A 16,696-nucleotide genomic window follows, 5' to 3' on the forward strand; every position below is an offset into this window, starting at 1 on the left:
GAATCGAATCGATTCGATTCCACGATCAGTGAACGATATCCGGCGTGACGGCGGACCGCAACCGCGGCGGCCGTGCGATCCCGGAATCCCCGGATCGCACGGCCGCCGGTCGTTCGATCAGTAGCTGGCGGTGACGCTCACCCCCGCGAAGTCCTCGACGCCCGTCAGGCCGACGTAATTCCATCCGGCGGCGGGCCAGGCGACCACGACGCTCTCCTCGTTGCTGCCGCGGGTCGTCGAGCGCGCGACGTGCGCGTTCGCGTCGGCCCAGCCGTAGCAGTTGTAGTAGAGGTCGGCGTCCCCGGTGCCGCCCGTCGTCGTGACGGTCACCTGCGCGGTGCCCGCCGGAATCCAGATGAACAGGCCGTCGCTGTCGCCGCGTGCGGCGGAACGCCCCGAGCGGCTGCATCCGTCGTCGAGCTGACGGAGGTCGGACGCCGTGCACTCGGGGAGTGCTGGGCCGCCGTCGTCGTCGACGGCGACGGGAAGGGTGACCGTGCCGGTCGCCCCGTCGTCGTCGGTCACCGTCAGGGTGACCGAGTACGTGCCGGCCGCGGCGAACGCGATCGACGGGTTCTCCTCGGTCGACTCCTGTCCGTCGCCGAACTGCCAGCGGCGCGAGGCGATCGTGCCGTCCTCATCGGTCGAGGTGTCGGTGAAGCCGACGTTCAGGCCGTCGACCGAGATGCCGAACGACGCCACCGGCACGCGGTTGACCGGGTCGGTGCCGCCGCCGAGATCGGCGCTGCACTCGCCCGCCGCGCACCGCGCGAGGTAGGCGGCGAAGTCGGCGTCGTACCGCGTGCCGATCGTATCGGTGATGTAGGTGCGGGCCGCGTCCCATTCGCCGGCACGATACGAGCCGAGGATGGTCTGCAGCTCGCCGGGGCGCTCGTTGAGCATGAAGGCGACGGCGAGGTACCCCCAGCGGTAGACCCGCTCCTGGCCGTGGTCGTAGTTCGTGTCGAAGAGCTGGCTGAGCGTGTAGGTGCCCTGCGCGGCCGCCGTCTGCGCGGCCGTGTAGTCCTCACCCCGGTAGTGGTACGAGATGAACTCGGCGAAACCCTCGACCCACCAGATGGTGGGCGTCTGCATGCCCTCCTCGAAGTCGCCGTGCATGTCGAACCGGCCGTCGAGGTAGTGGGTGTACTCGTGGTTCAGGTTCCACACCGCGAACGCCGGCCGGAGCCACTCCGCCTCGTAGGCGATGAAGCGCGCCACGTTGTCGGCGGCCGAGGGGTCGCCCTCGAGGTACATGCCGCCGTTGTTCGTGTCGATGCCGAAGACGGCCCCCGCGTAGCTCTGGTAGTCGCTGCTCGAGTCGAACACGACGACCTCGATGCTGGAGTTCACGTCGTTCGGCACCGGCCCCGGATCCTTCGCCACCGCGTGGAAGTACCGGTCCTGCGCGAGCAGGCTGGAGCAGCTCGCGGCGAGCTGTTCGGCGCTGATCTCCTGGGCGCGGATCGTGATGCTCGAGGAGCACTCGTGCTCGGTGACGAGCACGGCGTCGGCGACGCGTTCGGGGAGGTCGCAGGTGCCGTAGTCGGCGCACACCTCGGGGTCGTAGTAGTTCGCCATCTGGCCGAGCGCGACCCACAGCTGAGCGGTCGGTCCGTCGAGCGAGGTGCGCGTGAGCAGGTCGACCACGAGCGGCTTCGCCGCGGCGCGCACCGCGTCGTCGCCGAGGAAGCGTGCCAGCTCGCGCCCCGCGTTCGTCGGCAGGAAGGCCGAGTCGCCGCCGAGCCGGTCGAGATGGGCGACGGCGAAGTCGTGCAGGGTGGTGAGGATCGACGGATCCGCTGCCACGGCGGCGACGAACTCGGGCACCTGGTGGCCGCGGAACAGCACCGTGAACACGTTGTTCACGGCGTTGCGCATCCACCACGACGCCTCGTACTCGGCGTCGTACTCGGTGAGCAGTCGCTCGACGACGTCGAGGTAGCGGTCGTTGAGCACCGCGCTGTCGATGAGGATGACGGCCTCGCCGAGCACCTCGCCGTTGGCGTCGGTGACGTCGCGCGAGCGCGGGTTGGCGAAGAAGGCGTCGAGCGCACCGGCCGCCGCCTGCGACAGCGCCGACCCGTAGTCGCCCACATTCTCCGCGTCGTAGTACTGCACGTAGTAGCCCGCCCGGAGGAAGAGCACGAGCTGGCCCGCCGACGTGGTGTTGTCACCCGGGTAGGAGGAGGCGACGGCGCGGAGCGCGTTCGCGATCGTGATCATCTGCGCCTCCGCGAAGATCGCCTTGGCGTCGGCGCCCTTGACGAGGAAGAGCGCGTTGACGCAGTCGATCGGGCTCGCGGTGACGAGGTCGACGAGCGACTGGCCGCCGGCTGCGGCGAAGTCCGCCGTCGAGCAGGTGTCGGCGGAGGCCGCCTGTCGCCCGGCCGCGCCGGGGCTGCCGGCTGAGGGTCGCTCGGGAACGGCGACCTCGTCGCCCGCCTCGGTGCGGTGCACGGCGGCGTTGGCCGTGAGCGGTGCCGCGGGCTCGGCATCGGGCTCGGGGGGGAGCGCGTCGCGGGACCCGGTGTCGGCCGCCGGGCCGGAGCCCGACGGAACCGGATCGGGCGGTGCCGCCGCGTTGGCCCCGAGCGGGGCTGCGAGGCTGAATGCGAGCACGAGCGACAGCGCGATGGCTGTGCCGGCGGCGCGTCGTCGGATGGGTTGGGTCATCGTCGACTCCTGATCATCTGCTTCGGATCGAGCGAACCGGCGCTGCAGGTTCCCCGACCCTGTGCGATCCCCGGTCTTGGACCGGGGCGGTGCATCGTCGTCGACGCACCGCGGTCATAGTGTCATATATCACACGTCACGCGCTACAATCTGTACGAAGATCGCGCCGAGCCTCGTGCCGCGTGCCGGACGTCGACGGGCCGCCGGGAGCGCGTCGGCGCACCGCGGCACCGAGGCATCCGTCGCATCGCCGGTACGATGGCTGAGTCATCCGGCGCACCCACCGGACCACTCGCATGAGCCGCCGCACCCAGCGGTTCATGTTCTGAACAATGGAGTTTCCTGCGATGAAGGCCCTCTTCAAACCCGCCCCCGGCGCCGGCCTGGAGTACGTCGAACGACCGGAGCCCGAGACGGGTCCGGCCGACGTGAAGATCCGGGTGCTCCGCACCGGCATCTGCGGCACCGACCTGCACATCGAGAAATGGGACGACTGGGCCGCGTCGACGATCGCCGCGCCGCTCATCCCCGGCCACGAGTTCTTCGGCGAGGTCGTCGAGGTCGGGCCGCTCGTGCACGACGTCGCCGTCGGCGACCGCGTCTCCGGCGAGGGCCACATCGTGTGCGGCATGTGCCGCAACTGCCGCGCCGGCCGCCGCCAGATGTGCATCCGCACGAAGGGCGTGGGGCTGCACCGCGACGGCGCGTTCGCGGAGTACATCGTCATCCCGGGCGAGAACGTGTGGGTGCACCACGCCTCGATCGAGCCCGAGGTCGGGGCGATCTTCGATCCCTTCGGCAACGCCGTGCACACGGCGCTCGCGTTCTCGGTGGTCGGCGAAGACGTGCTCGTGACGGGCTGCGGCCCGATCGGGCTCATGTCGATCGCCGTGGCCAGGCACGTCGGCGCCCGCTTCATCGTCGCGACGGATGTCTCGCCCGCCCGTCTCGAGCTCGCCCTCGCGATGGGCGCCGATGCCGCGGTCGACGTGTCGAAGGAGCGCGTGCGCTCGGCGCAGGAGCGCCTCGGCATGCGCGAGGGCTTCGACGTCGGCTTCGAGATGTCGGGATCGGCGAAGGCGCTGCCCGAGATGATCGAGAACATGAACCACGGCGGGCGCATGGCGCTGCTCGGCCTGCCCGCCGAGCCGTTCGCGATCGACTGGGGCAAGGTCGTCACCCACATGCTCACGATGAAGGGCATCTACGGGCGCGAGATGTTCGAGACGTGGAACTCCATGAGCGCGATGCTGCAGACGAGCCCGCAGCTGCGCTCGCGCGTCGCCTCGATCATCAGCGACCGCTACCCGGCGCGCGAGTGGCGCGCGGCGTTCGATGCGGCCGCCTCGGGCGGCGTGGGCAAAGTCATCCTCGACTGGACGGAGCTGTAGACATGTACGGAACGGTGAAGCAGCAGCTGCGCGCCGAGCTCGACGAGATCGAGGCCGCCGGCCTCACGAAGCGCGAGCGCGGCATCCACGGACCGCAGTCCTCCGAGATCGAGGTCGCGGGGCGCGAGGTGCTGAACTTCTGCGCCAACAACTACCTCGGGCTCGCGAATGACCCGCGCATCGTCGCGGCGGCGCACGCCGGCCTCGACGAGTGGGGCTACGGCCTCGCGAGCGTGCGCTTCATCTGCGGCACGCAGGAGCTGCACCTCGAGCTCGAGCGGCGCGTCTCCGAGTTCCTCGGCTACGACGACACGATCCTCTTCTCCTCGTGCTTCGACGCGAACGGCGGCGTCTTCGAGGTGCTCTTCGGACCCGACGACGCGATCATCTCCGACGAGTTGAACCACGCCTCGATCATCGACGGCATCCGCCTCTCGAAGGCCCGGCGGTACCGGTACAAGAACCGCGACCTCGCCGACCTCGAGGCGCAGCTGATCGCGGCATCCGATGCCCGTCGCCGGGTGATCGTGACCGACGGCGTCTTCTCGATGGACGGCTACATCGCACCCCTGGCCGAGATCTGCGACCTCGCCGACGAGTACGGCGCGCTCGTGTTCGTCGACGACTCGCATGCCGTCGGCTTCGTCGGCGAGCACGGGCGCGGCACGCCCGAGCACTGCGGCGTCGAGGGCCGGGTCGACATCACGACCGGCACCTTCGGCAAGGCGCTCGGCGGGGCATCCGGCGGGTACGTCGCCGCCCGCCAGGAGATCGTCGACCTGCTCCGCCAGCGCGCGCGGCCGTACCTCTTCTCGAACACGCTCGCGCCCGCGATCGTGGCGGGCACGATCCAGGCGCTCGAACTGCTCGCCTCCTCGGGCGAGCTGCGCGAGAAGCTGCGGGCGAACGCCGCGCTGTTCCGTTCCCTGATGGCGGATGCCTCGTTCGAGCTGCTGCCCGGCGAGCACCCGATCGTGCCCGTCATGTTCGGCGACGCCGCGCTCACGGCCCGCATGGCGGACGCGCTGCAGCGGCACGGGGTGTACGTCACGGCGTTCAGCTTCCCGGTCGTGCCCCGAGGCGCCGCTCGCATCCGCGTGCAGCTCTCGGCCGCGCACTCCGACGACGAGATCCGGCGTTGCGTCGCGGCCTTCGTGGCTGCTCGCGACGAGGTGGCCGGGGCAGTCGAGTAGCGGCGGTCGGTGTCAGCGTCCTCGCGCGCCGACCCGGGCGCCGAGCGAGCGGGGCGCGAAGCGGCTGAGGGCGACGATCGCCCGATACCGGAACGAGGGCACCGAGACGGCCTTGCCGCGTGCGGCGTCGCGCAGGCCCTCGGCGACGACCGTTCGGGCGTCGAGCCACATCCAGCCAGGAATGCCCTCCTGCCCCGGCGGCAGCCCCAGTCGCTCGTGGAAGTTGGTGTGCGTGTAGCCCGGGCACACCGCGGTCGTCGTGACCCCCTGCGGCCCGTACCGGCCGTTCGCCCACTCGCTGAACGTGACGAGCCAGCCCTTGCACGCCCCGTACGTCGATCGCGGGATGAACGCGGCGACCGAGGCGACGTTGATGATGCGGCCTCGCTTCCTGGGGAGCATCGCGCGGAGCGCTGCGTGGCTGAGGCGCATGGGGACCTCGACGTGCAGTTCGAGGTGGCGCACCTCGTCGTCGATGTCATTGCCGGCGAAGTCGAGCGGCAGCCCGAAGCCCGCGTTGTTCACGAGCAGGTCGATCGGGCGCTCGGGGTCGGAGAGGCGCGCGACGACCCGATCGAGGTGCCGCGGCTTCAGCAGGTCGGCGCGCAGCACCTCGACCTCGACGCCGTGCTTGCGACGGATCCGCACGGCGAGCTCGTCGAGGGCGGTGCGGTCGCGCGCCACGAGCACGAGGTGGGCGCCGGTGGCGGCGAGCTGTCGGGCGAACTCGGCGCCGAGCCCTGAGCTCGCACCGGTGATGAGGGCGGTTCTCGACATGCGGCCGAGCCTAGGGGATGCCGCGCACTCGGCCGCCCTCCGCCCCGCGAGTGCCGGATCGAATCGATTCGCCTAGACTCGGGCGCATGCAGCCCGATGCAGCTCCCCGCCCGACGCTCGCCGATGTCGCGGCGCGCGCCGGAGTCTCGCAGTCGACCGCCTCGCTCGCCTTCAGCGGCTCCGGCCCGGTCTCGGATGCCACGAAGGAGCGGGTGCTCGCCGCGGCATCCGAACTCGGCTACGCCGGCCCCGACCCTCGCGCCCGGTCGCTGCGCCGCGGGCGGTCGGGCATCGTCGGCGTGGTGCTCGAGGAGCGGGTGCGCGCGGCGTTCCTCGATCCCGTGAAGATCCAGATGCTCGACGGCATCTCCGAGGGCATCGCGCCGCTCGGCGCGGGCCTGCTGCTCCTCACCGACACCGGCGAGGCGGGCGAGAACGCCGTCAGCATCGAGAGTGCGCCGGTCGACGCGGTCGTGCTCATCGGCTGCAGCCCTCGTCTCGCCGTCTCGATCGAGGCGCTGCGACGCCGCGGCATCCCGGCCGTCGCCATCGAGGGGGAGACGGGAGAGGACATCCCCGAGATCTCGATCGACAACCTCCAGGCGACCCGGCGCGGTGCCGAGTACCTGCGGCAGTTGGGTCACACGGATGTCGCGGTCGTGACCCTGCCCTTCGATGCGGCACGCACCCGTGGGCCGCTCACCGACGATCTGCTGCGGTCGAGCACCGCCGCCACCGCGAGCCAGCGTCTCGCGGGAGTCCGCCAGGTGTTCCCCGAGGCGACGGGGCGCGTCGCCGGCGCGAGCTCGATCGAGGAGGGGCTCGAGGCCGCGCGGGCGCTGCTCGCGGACGCGACCGACCGTCCGACCGCGATCATCGCCCAGAGCGACCTGCTCGCCGCGGGGGTCATTCAGGCGGCGGAGGAGCTCGGCATGCAGGTGCCGGCCGACCTCAGCGTGCTCGGCTTCGACGGCATCCGGGTCGACGGCCTGCAGCACGACCTCACGACGCTCGCGCAGCCGTCGGTCGCGAAGGGGCGCGCGGCAGGCGAGGCCGTCGTGCAGATGCTCGCGGGCGAACCGCCGGAGTCGAGGTGCTTCACGAGCACGCTGCACGTCGGCGACACGACGGCGCCGCCGCGATCCGCGGCGGACTGACCCCCGCCCCGCGGCGGACTGACCGGCCCCGCGGCATCCGTCGTACCCGGCCGTTAGGGTTCCGTTAGGAAGATTCACAAATTTGTGAATCAGGCGTAGTCTCGGCCGCATGAACACCCTCATCGAAACACGCGGCCTCGAGAAGCGCTTCGGCCGCGTGCGTGCACTCGACGGGCTCGACCTCAGTGTCGAGGCCGGCGAGGTGCACGGGTTCCTCGGCCCGAACGGCGCGGGGAAGTCCACCACCATTCGCGTGCTGCTCGGCCTGATCCGGTCCAGTGGCGGCCACGCGACGCTCTTCGGCCGCGACCCCTGGCGCGACGCCGTCGAGCTGCACCGCCGCATCGCCTACGTGCCGGGCGACGTGAACCTCTGGTCGAACCTCTCGGGCGGGGAGTCGATCGACCTGCTCACGCGCCTGCGCGGCGGCACGACCGACAAGCGCGCCTACGCGGCGCGGCGCGAGCACCTCGCCGAGGCCTTCCAGTTCGACCCGACGAAGAAGGGCCGCACCTACTCGAAGGGCAACCGGCAGAAGGTCGCCCTCATCGCCGCCCTCGCGACGCCCGCCGACCTCTACATCCTCGACGAGCCCACCTCGGGCCTCGACCCCCTCATGGAGGCGGTCTTCCGGCAGGAGATCGCGGCGCTCCTCGGCGACGGTGCGACCGTGCTGCTGTCGAGCCACATCCTCTCCGAGGTCGAGCACCTGTGCGACCGCGTGAGCATCATCCGCGCCGGGCGCACCGTCGAGACGGGCACCCTCGCCGAGCTGCGCCACCTCACCCGCACCGAGATCTCCTTCGCCGGCGAGGGGCTCGATCCGGCCGGCTTCGCGGCCATCCCCGGCGCCCACGACCTCGTGGTCGACGGTGCTCGCGTGCGCTTCACCGCCGACTCCGACACCATGCCCGAGGTGCTCGCGGCACTCGGTCGCCTGCGCGCGACGGGGGTCACAGTGAACCCGCCCTCGCTCGAGGAGCTGTTCATGCGGCACTACCACGATGAGGTCGACGAGCCCGCTCGCTCGAGCCTCGAGGGCGTGCGATGAACACCCTGCCCACCCTGCTGCTCGCGCGGTTCCGCCGCGACCGCGTGCAGATCATCGTGTGGCTCGCCCTCTTCGCGCTGCTCGAGGTCGTCGGCCACGCCGCCGTCACCGAGACCTACGGCGACGAGGCCGAGCGAGCGAGCGTCATCCGGCTCGTCATCATGAGTCCGGCCATCCTGATGCTGCGCGGAACTCCGCAGGGCACCGCGCCCGACGCGTTCCAGTTCTTCCTGCTGTTCGGCTTCCTCGGACTCATGATCGGACTGATGATGACGTTCCTCGCCGTGCGCCACACGCGCGGCGACGAGGAGGCGGGTCGGACCGAGCTCGTCGGCTCGACGCCCGCCGGTCGCATCGCGCCGCTCCTCGCGACGGCGCTCGAGGGCGTCATCCTGAGCGCGCTCGTCGGCGCGATCATGGGCGGCGTGGCCTGGGCGTACGGCGCGGATGCCTCGGGCGCCCTCCTCTACGGCGCGGCCATGGCGGCCGTGGGCATCGCCTACCTCGGCGTCGGACTCGCGTGCGCCCAGCTCATGCGCACCTCGCGCGGCGCCAATGGCCTCGCGGCCGCGATCGTCACCCTCGGCTACGCCCTTCGCGCGATGGGCGATGCCACGGGCACCGTGCAGCCCGACGGCCTCAGCATGGAGGCGGGCTGGTGGAGCTGGCTGAGTCCCATCGGCTGGGGGCAGGCCGTCGCGCCCTACACGCACCAGCTCGTCTGGCCGCTCGCGCTCTGCGTCGGGCTCGGGGGCGTGCTCTTCGCCGTTTCGGCGTGGCTGCAGTCGCACCGCGACCTCGACTCGAGCATCGTTCCCGAGCGAGCCGGGCGCCTGCACGCCCCGCTGAGCCTCTCGGGCCCGATCGGCCTCGTCTGGCGCACGCTCCGCAACCCGGTCATCGGCTGGGTCGTCGGCGGCGCGCTCTTCGGCCTCGTGCTCGGCGCGGTGGGGCAGACGGTCGTCGACCTCGTGAACACGCCCGACGGCGAGGAGGCCGGGCAGGCGATCAGCGACACCCTCGCCTCGCTCGCCGGGCCGAACGCCGAGGGCGGGCTGATCGACCTCTTCACGACCGGACTCTTCGGCCTCGTCGGCGTGCTCGCCGCGGTCGGCGGCGTGCAGGCGGTCATGCGCGCCCGACAGGACGAGGCGGGCGGAACGGCCGAGCTCGTGCTCGCCGCACCCGTCTCCCGCTTCCGCTGGTTCTCGGCCTACCTCCTGATCGGCGCCGTCTCGGTCGCGGGAGTGCTCGCCTTCGCGGTGCTCGGCGCCTTCGTCGGCCTCATCGGCTCACCGGATGCCGGTGAGCGCATGTCGACCGTCGCCGAGGCCGGGCTCGCCCAGCTGCCCGCCTGCCTCGTGATCGTCGCGGTCGCCGCCCTCGTGTTCGCCCTCGTGCCGCGAGCCTCGATCGCCCTCGGCTGGGCGGTGCTGCTCGTCGCGATCGTGCTCGGCCAGTTCGGCGGGCTCTTCGGATTCCCGGAGTGGCTGCGCGACGTCTCGCCGTTCAGCCACACGCCGATCGTCACGGCCGACACGATCGACTGGACCGCCGCGTGGGTGATGGCCGGCATCGCGGTCGTCGTGGCGGCGGGGGCCACCGCCCTCGTGCGGCGACGGGATCTGGCACTCGGCGGGTGAACGGGGGCGCGGGGCATCCGCCGGACGCCCCGCCGGTTCTGTGAGGATGGGGAGCATGGCGCGAGACGAACAGGCGATGAACGAGTTCGTCGAGCAGTCCGCCGCGGCGATGGCCGAGGCGGGCTTCCCCCGTATGCCGGCGCGCGTGCTGATGGCGCTCATCGCCGCAGAGTCCACCGGGCTCACTGCGCGGGAGCTGAGCGACCAGCTCGTCGCGAGCGCCGCCGCGATCTCGGGTGCGGTGCGCTACCTGCAGACCCTGCGGATGGTGCGCCGGGTCTCGCAGCCCGGGTCGCGACGCGTGCTCTACGAGCTGCCCGAGCACGCCTGGTACACGGTGACGATGGGCAAGAACCCGCTGTACGACCATCTCGAGGTGCTCGCGTCGAAGGCCGTCGCCGCGATCGACGACCCCGACTCGCTCGCCTCGCAGCGCATCGCCGAGATGAGCGACTTCTTCCTCTTCATCCAGCGGCGCATGCCCGAGCTGCTCGTCGAGTGGCGCGCCGAGCGCGGGGCGTGAGCCCGCCGGTTCCCCGCCCCTAGGCTGACGGCATGACCCTCGACCTCGCTGCCGTCTACCGCGACCTGCACGCCAACCCCGAGCTCTCGTTCCAGGAGCACCGCACCGCCGGCATCGTGGCCGAGACGCTCGAAGCGCTCGGGCTGACGGTGACGGCGGGCATCGGACGGACCGGCGTCGTGGGCGTGCTCGAGAACGGCGACGGCCCGGTCGTGCTGCTCCGCGCCGACATGGACGGCCTGCCCGTGCTCGAGGCCACCGGCCTGCCGTATGCGAGCACCGCTCGGGGCACCGACCCCGACGGGCACGACGTGCCGGTCATGCACGCGTGCGGCCACGACGTGCACGTCACGTGCCTGCTCGGTGCCACCGAGCGACTCGTCGCCGACCGCGCCGCATGGTCGGGCACCCTCGTCTCGCTGTTCCAGCCCGCCGAGGAGTGGGGCGGCGGCGCCGAGGAGATGATCGTCGACGGGCTCTACGACCGGATTCCGAAGCCCGACGTCGTGCTCGGCCAGCACGTCGCCCCGTTCCCCGCCGGGTTCGCGGCGGTGCGCGGCGGGGTCGCGATGGCCGGCGCCGACTCGCTCACGATCCGCCTGCACGGCACCGGCGGGCACGGCTCCCGGCCCGAGACGACGGTCGACCCGGCCTACCTCGCGGCATCGACGGTCGTGCGCCTGCAGGGCATCGTCGCGCGCGAGCTGGCGGCGACGGATGCCGCGGTGGTGACCGTCGGCCAGATCCACGCGGGCCTGAAGAACAACATCATCCCGGCGGAGGCGACCCTCGGACTCAGCATCCGCACCTTCGACGAGACCGTGCGCACGAAGGTGATCTCGGCGATCGAGCGCATCGCCCGCGCAGAGGCCGCGGCCTCCGGTGCGCCGCGCGAGCCCGAGTTCGACTACGAGGAGCGCTTCCCGGTCACGGTGAACGAACCGGCCGCGACCGAGCGCACCGCTGCGGCGCTGCGCGGGGTGCTGGGTGAGCAGCGGGTCATCGACCCCGGCGTGATCTCGGGCAGCGAAGACGTCGGCGTGCTCGCGACCGCCGCCGGCGTGCCGCTCGTGTACTGGTTCCTCGGCGGCTCGGACCCCTCGCTGTTCGGCGACGCGCTCGCCACCGGTCGCATGCCCGACGACATCCCCTCGAACCACTCGCCGTACTTCGCCCCACTCATCGATCCCACGCTCGGAGCCGGCGTCGATGCGCTCGTCGCCGCGGCGCGCGAGTGGCTGGGCGAGCCGGGCGACTGAACGCCGGTCGCCTGAGCATGCGCCGGCCCGGCGCCCTCAGCGACCGGCGCCGACCACCATCCAGCTCGCGCCTCGTGCTCGCAGGCCGAGCGTGACCGCCCGCGCCCCGAGGTAGCCGATCGCGAACGCGGCCATGAGCCACGCCGGCCCGGCGGCACCGGCCGGCGCGACGGCGACCACCCAGAGCGCGAGCGGCACGAACACGACGAGGTTCACGATGCCCGTCCAGGCGAGGTAGCGGGCGTCGCCGGCGCCGATGAGCACGCCGTCGAGCACGAACACGATGCCGCCGAGCGGGGCCGAGAGCGCGAGCACCACGAGCGTGGGGGGCAGGAGCGCCGCGACATCCGCTGAACTGGTGAAGAGCGAGGGCAGCACCCAGGCCGTCGCGAGCAAGAGGCCGCCGATCACGGCGCCGCTGCCGACGCCCCACTGCAGGCAGCGGCGCAGCACCGCGCGCACGCCGGCGACGTCGCCCGCCCCGAGGTCGCGGCCGATGAGCGCCTGCGCCGCGATCGCGAGGGCGTCGAGTGCGAAGCCGATCGTGAAGTAGATCGTCATCGCGACCTGGAAGGCCGCGAGCTCGTTCGAGCCGAGCGACGTGGCCGCCCACGTCGCGAACAGCAGTGCGAGCCGCAGGCTCAGCGTGCGGAGGAACAGCCAGCCGCCGGATGCCGCGCCGCGCAGCACCCCCGCATGATGCGGCCAGGGGCTCGCGCCGGCGCGAGCGGCGTGCCGGGCGACGACGACGAGGTAGACGGCCACCATGCCCCACTGCGCGACGACGGTGCCGAGGGCCGACCCGGCGATGCCCCAGCCGGCGACGTAGATGAAGACGTAGTTCAGCGCGATGTTCACCGCGAAGCCGATGCCCGCGACCCAGAGCGGTGTGCGCGTGTCCTGCAGGCCGCGCAGCAGGCCCGTGGCCGCGAACACGATGAGCATCGCGGGCAGCCCGGCCATCGAGATCGACAGGTAGACGGATGCCTCGGCCGTCACCGCCTCGGAGGCGCCGAAGAGCCCGACGAGGGCCGGCGCGGCGAACCACCCCGCGACGGCGAGCACGATGCCGATGCCGAGCGCGAGCCAGAGCCCGTCGATGCCGGAGGCGACGGCGCCCCGCACGTCGCCGAGCCCGACCCGGCGGGCGACGGCGGGCGTGGTGGCGTAGGCGAGGAAGACCATGAGGCCGATGATCGTCTGCAGCACCGCGCTCGCGAGGCCGAGGCCGGCGAGGGGAGTGGCGCCGAGGTGGCCGATCATCGCGGTGTCGGCGAGGAGGAAGAGGGGCTCGGCGATGAGCGCGCCGAGCGCGGGCACCGCGAGCCGGAGGATCTCGCGGTCGACGCCGGCTCGTGGCTCGGTCGCCGGGGCGGACGCGTCCTTCGGGGCGGACGCGTCCTTCGAGGCGGAAGGGGACGTGCTCGGCGGCTCGTTGCGGTGCTCGTTCATGGGCGTCTCGAGCCTACGGGCGCCCGCCGACTGCGGTGTCCGCGATGACGCGACGACCGGGAGCGGCCCGGCCTCGCCCACTCACCGCGATCCGCTCCGAATGCCATGGCCACCGACGGTCTCAGTGCCGTAGGCTTCTGGCCAGTCAGTGAAGATACGTTTCGTATGTTGCGCCCGAGTGGCGTGGTGAGGGGATGACCGATGACGGCGGAGACGAGAGCGGTGGCGACGCGCACGACGGCGAGCGGTGCCGATCCGAGACTCGGCGCAGCGCGTATCCACGTCATCGACGTCGCAGACGGCCGGGTCGTCTTCGATCGCGACGGCGACCTTCCCGGTCCGACCGCGAGCGTCCTGAAGCTCCTCACCTCCGCCGCGGCCCTCGCCGCCCTCGGCCCCGATCACCGCATCGCGACGAGGGTGGTCGCCGGCTCCGAGCCCGGCGAGATCGTGCTCGTGGGCGGGGGCGACGTCACCCTGACCCGGCTTCCCGTCGGAACCGCCTCGTTCTACCGCGAGTCGGCGCATCTCGAGACCCTCGCCGACGCCGTGCTCGCGGCGATCGGCGACGGCGTGATCGACCGCCTCGTGCTCGACGACTCCCTGTTCGCGGGTGAGCCCTGGCTGCCCGAATGGGACGTCGAGGGCCGGAGCCCCGAGGGGTACATCCCCTTCATCACGGCGCTCCAGGTCGACGGCGATCGCGACGACCCGACGATCGACGACACGCCGAGGAGCGAGGACCCGGTGGGGCGCGTCGGCACGGCGTTCGCCGACCTCATCGGTCGTGGCCGCGACATTCGCATCTCCCGCGGTCGCGCCCTCCCGTCCGTCGCGGTGCTGGCAGAGGTCCTCTCCCCGCCGCTGTCCGAGCTCATCCGCTTCGGCCTCGAGACCTCCGACAACGCGCTCATGGAATCGCTCGCGCGGCTGTCGGCGATCGCGGTCGGCGAGTCGGCCGACTTCGCCGGGGTCTCGCGGGCGATCCCCGCACTGCTCGCGCGCTGCGGCCTGCCGGTCGACGAGCTGACCATCCGCGACGGCTCGGGCCTCAGCGACCGCAACTCGGTGCCCGCGCGCTTCGTGGCCGAACTGCTGGTGCTGGCGCATCGCCGCGAGCACGGGCTCGGCGTGATCGACGACATGCTGCCGGCCACCGGACCGAACGGCACCTTCAACCGCCGTCGCTTCACGGGCGACGACGCGATCGTCGGCGACGCGGTGCGCGCGAAGACCGGCTACATCAACATCGTGTGCTCGCTCGGCGGCATCGTGCGGGCCGCCGACGGCACCGAGCTCGCATTCGCGGTCTACGCGGTCGGCGAGATGATGGGCGACCCGGCGCGAGCCGCGATCGACGCGTTCGTCGCGAGCCTCTATCTCGAGGGCGCCGACGCGGCCTGACCCCCCGGAGATCGGGAAAGCTGCGAGGTCGCCGGACGCCCGCGCGTCGCCCGCATCCCGAGTGCCCGATCGTCGGCACCCGCGTTTAGGGTGGAGGGCATGACCGATGTCGCGCTGCCCTCCGGAATCAAGCAGGACGAACTCGACGCGGGCATCCGCCCGCAAGACGACCTCTTCCGACACGTCAACGGCAAGTGGATCGAGCGCACCGACATCCCGGCCGACAAGGCCAGGTACGGCTCGTTCCTCGTGCTGCACGAAGAGGCCGAGCACGCCGTGCGCGAGATCATCGAGGAGTCGCAGGACGCCGAGCCCGGCACCGAGGCGCGCAAGGTCGGCGACCTGTACGCGAGCTTCATGAACGAGGAGCGCGCGAACCTGCTGGGCGCCACTCCCATCGCGGGCCAGCTCGTCGAGGTCGACCTGATCGACTCGGTCGACGCGTTCCTCGAGACCCTCGGGCGTCTCGAGCGCCAGGGGGTGCCGGGGTTCCTGCAGCTCTACGTCGACAACGACCCGGGCGACCCCGAGCGCTACCTCGTCTTCGTCGAGCAGGGCGGCATCGGCCTGCCCGACGAGAGCTACTTCCGCGAAGAGCGCTTCGAGCCCGTTCGCGAGGCGTACCGGGCGCACCTCGAGCGGATGCTGCGGCTCGCGCAGCTCGAAGCGCCGGGCGAACGTGCCGCCCGGGTGTTCGAGCTCGAGACGGCGATCGCCGCAGCGCACTGGAGCAACGTCGAGACCCGCGACAGCGAGAAGACGTACAACCTGTTCTCGTGGAGCGACGCCGTCGCCGAGGCATCCGTCGACCTGAACATCTGGCGCGACGCGATGGGCGTGCCCGCCGGCGCATTCGACGAGATCGTGCTGCGCGAGCCCTCGTTCGTGCAGGGGCTCGGCGCGCTGCTCACCGACGACCGCCTCCAGGCCTGGAAGGACTGGCTCGCCTGGCAGGTCGTGCGCGGCAGCGCCGCCTACCTCTCGAACGACTTCGTCGAGGCGAACTTCGACTTCTACGGCCGCACGCTCACGGGCACCCCGCAGATGCGCGAGCGCTGGAAGCGCGGCGTCTCGCTCGTCGAGGGCGCCATGGGCGAGGCCGTCGGCCGCATCTACGTCGAGCGGCACTTCCCTCCCGCAGCGAAGGAGGCGATGGACGACCTCGTCGCGAACCTCGTCGAGGCGTACCGCCAGTCGATCGACGCGCTCGAGTGGATGGGCGAGGAGACCCGGGCGAAGGCGCTCGACAAGCTCGCGAAGTTCACGCCGAAGATCGGCTTCCCGGTGAAGTGGCGCGACTACTCCTCGCTCGAGATCACCGACGACCTCGTCGGCAACGTGCGGGCGACGGCCGAGTTCGAGTTCAACCGTGAGCTCGGCAAGATCGGAAAGCCGCTCGATCGCGACGAGTGGTTCATGACGCCGCAGACCATCAACGCCTACTACAACCCCGGGTTCAACGAGATCGTGTTCCCTGCGGCGATCCTGCAGTACCCGTTCTTCGACGCCGAGCGCGATGCCGCCGCGAACTACGGTGCGATCGGGGCCGTCATCGGGCACGAGATCGGGCACGGCTTCGACGACCAGGGCTCGAAGTACGACGGCGACGGCCGCCTCACCGACTGGTGGACCGAGGCCGACCGCGCCGCGTTCGAGGAGCGCACGACGGCGCTCATCGCCCAGTACGACGCACTCGTGCCGTCGCAGCTCGCGACCGCGCAGCCTGGTGCGGCCGGCGAGGGCGACGCCGCGGCCGGCGACGAGCAGATCGACGGCGAAGCGGATGCCTCGAACGGCGCGCCGCACGTCAACGGAGCCCTCACGATCGGCGAGAACATCGGCGACCTCGGCGGCCTCGCGATCGCGTGGAAGGCGTACGTGATCTCGCTCGGCGGCGATGTCGACTCGGCGCCCGTGATCGACGGCCTCACCGCCGCCCAGCGCTTCTTCCTGTCGTGGGCGCAGGCCTGGCAGATGAAGGGCCGTGACGAGGAGGTCGTGCGCCTGCTCGCGATCGACCCGCACTCGCCGAACGAGTTCCGCTGCAACCAGATCGTCAGGAACATCGACGAGTTCTACGCTAGCTTCGAAGTGACTCCCGATGACGACCTCTGGCTCGAACCAGCCGAGCGCGTGACGATCTGGTAGTCGCAAGTACAACCGAGCAATT

12 protein-coding genes are annotated in these 16,696 nt (G+C 71.6%); 9 read left to right on the forward strand and 3 right to left on the reverse strand.

The genetic code is table 11. The features are described from left to right. Positions 1-117 precede the first annotated feature (117 nt). Positions 118-2,676 (reverse strand): collagenase, encoded by a 2,559-nt coding sequence (locus ACFCVM_RS11685; RefSeq protein ID WP_375836344.1) that lies wholly within the window; start codon positions 2,674-2,676, stop codon positions 118-120. A 347-nt stretch (positions 2,677-3,023) separates the two neighbouring features. Between ACFCVM_RS11685 and tdh the strand changes: the two genes are divergently transcribed. Both tdh and ACFCVM_RS11695 read left to right on the forward strand, forming a co-directional pair. Continuing rightward, positions 3,024-4,067: an L-threonine 3-dehydrogenase gene (gene tdh, locus ACFCVM_RS11690; RefSeq protein WP_375836711.1), complete on the forward strand. Its 1,044-nt coding sequence runs from the start codon at positions 3,024-3,026 to the stop codon at positions 4,065-4,067. A gap of 2 nt (positions 4,068-4,069) precedes the next feature. Then, positions 4,070-5,260 carry a glycine C-acetyltransferase gene (locus ACFCVM_RS11695; RefSeq protein WP_375836345.1) on the forward strand — a complete coding sequence of 397 codons (1,191 nt, stop codon included), beginning with the start codon at positions 4,070-4,072 and terminating at the stop codon, positions 5,258-5,260. A gap of 12 nt (positions 5,261-5,272) precedes the next feature. Here the strand turns inward: ACFCVM_RS11695 and ACFCVM_RS11700 are convergent, their stop codons facing one another. Next, the gene (locus ACFCVM_RS11700) at positions 5,273-6,037 is read right to left on the reverse strand and encodes an SDR family NAD(P)-dependent oxidoreductase (RefSeq protein ID WP_375836346.1); all 765 of its coding nucleotides are present in this window, start codon (positions 6,035-6,037) and stop codon (positions 5,273-5,275) included. Between the two features lie 86 nt (positions 6,038-6,123). Between ACFCVM_RS11700 and ACFCVM_RS11705 the strand changes: the two genes are divergently transcribed. The 5 genes from ACFCVM_RS11705 (at position 6,124) to ACFCVM_RS11725 (ending at position 11,670) form a co-directional block, all read left to right on the forward strand. After that, complete coding sequence (locus ACFCVM_RS11705) at positions 6,124-7,194, forward strand: LacI family DNA-binding transcriptional regulator (protein ID WP_375836347.1); 1,071 nt, start codon at positions 6,124-6,126, stop codon at positions 7,192-7,194. Positions 7,195-7,303: 109 nt separating this feature from the next. Next, positions 7,304-8,245 carry an ATP-binding cassette domain-containing protein gene (locus ACFCVM_RS11710; protein ID WP_375836348.1) on the forward strand — a complete coding sequence of 314 codons (942 nt, stop codon included), beginning with the start codon at positions 7,304-7,306 and terminating at the stop codon, positions 8,243-8,245. Beyond that, positions 8,242-9,888 carry an ABC transporter permease gene (locus ACFCVM_RS11715; protein ID WP_375836349.1) on the forward strand — a complete coding sequence of 549 codons (1,647 nt, stop codon included), beginning with the start codon at positions 8,242-8,244 and terminating at the stop codon, positions 9,886-9,888. The genes ACFCVM_RS11710 and ACFCVM_RS11715 overlap by 4 nt, the downstream gene beginning before the upstream one ends. A 55-nt stretch (positions 9,889-9,943) precedes the next feature. Beyond that, positions 9,944-10,411, forward strand: coding sequence for a GbsR/MarR family transcriptional regulator (locus ACFCVM_RS11720; RefSeq protein WP_375836350.1), 468 nt, complete (start codon positions 9,944-9,946; stop codon positions 10,409-10,411). A 32-nt stretch (positions 10,412-10,443) separates the two neighbouring features. Beyond that, positions 10,444-11,670: an amidohydrolase gene (locus ACFCVM_RS11725; protein ID WP_375836351.1), complete on the forward strand. Its 1,227-nt coding sequence runs from the start codon at positions 10,444-10,446 to the stop codon at positions 11,668-11,670. Between the two features lie 36 nt (positions 11,671-11,706). Here ACFCVM_RS11725 and ACFCVM_RS11730 read toward each other — a convergent pair whose 3' ends face one another. Beyond that, a complete protein-coding gene (locus tag ACFCVM_RS11730; RefSeq protein WP_375836353.1) occupies positions 11,707-13,122 on the reverse strand; it encodes an MATE family efflux transporter in 1,416 nt (471 codons plus the stop codon). Between the two features lie 201 nt (positions 13,123-13,323). Here ACFCVM_RS11730 and ACFCVM_RS11735 point away from each other — a divergent pair, with 201 nt between their 5' ends. After that, positions 13,324-14,526, forward strand: coding sequence for a D-alanyl-D-alanine carboxypeptidase/D-alanyl-D-alanine-endopeptidase (locus ACFCVM_RS11735; protein ID WP_375836354.1), 1,203 nt, complete (start codon positions 13,324-13,326; stop codon positions 14,524-14,526). Between the two features lie 99 nt (positions 14,527-14,625). After that, complete coding sequence (locus ACFCVM_RS11740; protein WP_375836355.1) at positions 14,626-16,674, forward strand: M13 family metallopeptidase; 2,049 nt, start codon at positions 14,626-14,628, stop codon at positions 16,672-16,674. Positions 16,675-16,696 lie beyond the last annotated feature (22 nt).

Origin of the sequence: Agromyces sp. NPDC056389 (assembly GCF_042262385.1) — a bacterium.
In the GTDB taxonomy this organism is placed as follows: domain Bacteria; phylum Actinomycetota; class Actinomycetes; order Actinomycetales; family Microbacteriaceae; genus Agromyces.

Excerpts from the sequence above, each read along its gene's own strand:
- ACFCVM_RS11710 (WP_375836348.1), top strand. The coding sequence starts at position 7,304 with ATGAACACCCTCATCGAAACACGCGGCCTCGAGAAGCGCTTCGGCCGC.
- ACFCVM_RS11740 (WP_375836355.1), top strand. The coding sequence starts at position 14,626 with ATGACCGATGTCGCGCTGCCCTCCGGAATCAAGCAGGACGAACTCGAC.
- ACFCVM_RS11705 (WP_375836347.1), top strand. The coding sequence starts at position 6,124 with ATGCAGCCCGATGCAGCTCCCCGCCCGACGCTCGCCGATGTCGCGGCG.
- tdh (WP_375836711.1), top strand. The coding sequence starts at position 3,024 with ATGAAGGCCCTCTTCAAACCCGCCCCCGGCGCCGGCCTGGAGTACGTC.
- ACFCVM_RS11730 (WP_375836353.1), bottom strand. The coding sequence starts at position 13,122 with ATGAACGAGCACCGCAACGAGCCGCCGAGCACGTCCCCTTCCGCCTCG.
- ACFCVM_RS11700 (WP_375836346.1), bottom strand. The coding sequence starts at position 6,037 with ATGTCGAGAACCGCCCTCATCACCGGTGCGAGCTCAGGGCTCGGCGCC.
- ACFCVM_RS11695 (WP_375836345.1), top strand. The coding sequence starts at position 4,070 with ATGTACGGAACGGTGAAGCAGCAGCTGCGCGCCGAGCTCGACGAGATC.
- ACFCVM_RS11685 (WP_375836344.1), bottom strand. The coding sequence starts at position 2,676 with ATGACCCAACCCATCCGACGACGCGCCGCCGGCACAGCCATCGCGCTG.
- ACFCVM_RS11715 (WP_375836349.1), top strand. The coding sequence starts at position 8,242 with ATGAACACCCTGCCCACCCTGCTGCTCGCGCGGTTCCGCCGCGACCGC.
- ACFCVM_RS11725 (WP_375836351.1), top strand. The coding sequence starts at position 10,444 with ATGACCCTCGACCTCGCTGCCGTCTACCGCGACCTGCACGCCAACCCC.
- ACFCVM_RS11720 (WP_375836350.1), top strand. The coding sequence starts at position 9,944 with ATGGCGCGAGACGAACAGGCGATGAACGAGTTCGTCGAGCAGTCCGCC.
- ACFCVM_RS11735 (WP_375836354.1), top strand. The coding sequence starts at position 13,324 with ATGACGGCGGAGACGAGAGCGGTGGCGACGCGCACGACGGCGAGCGGT.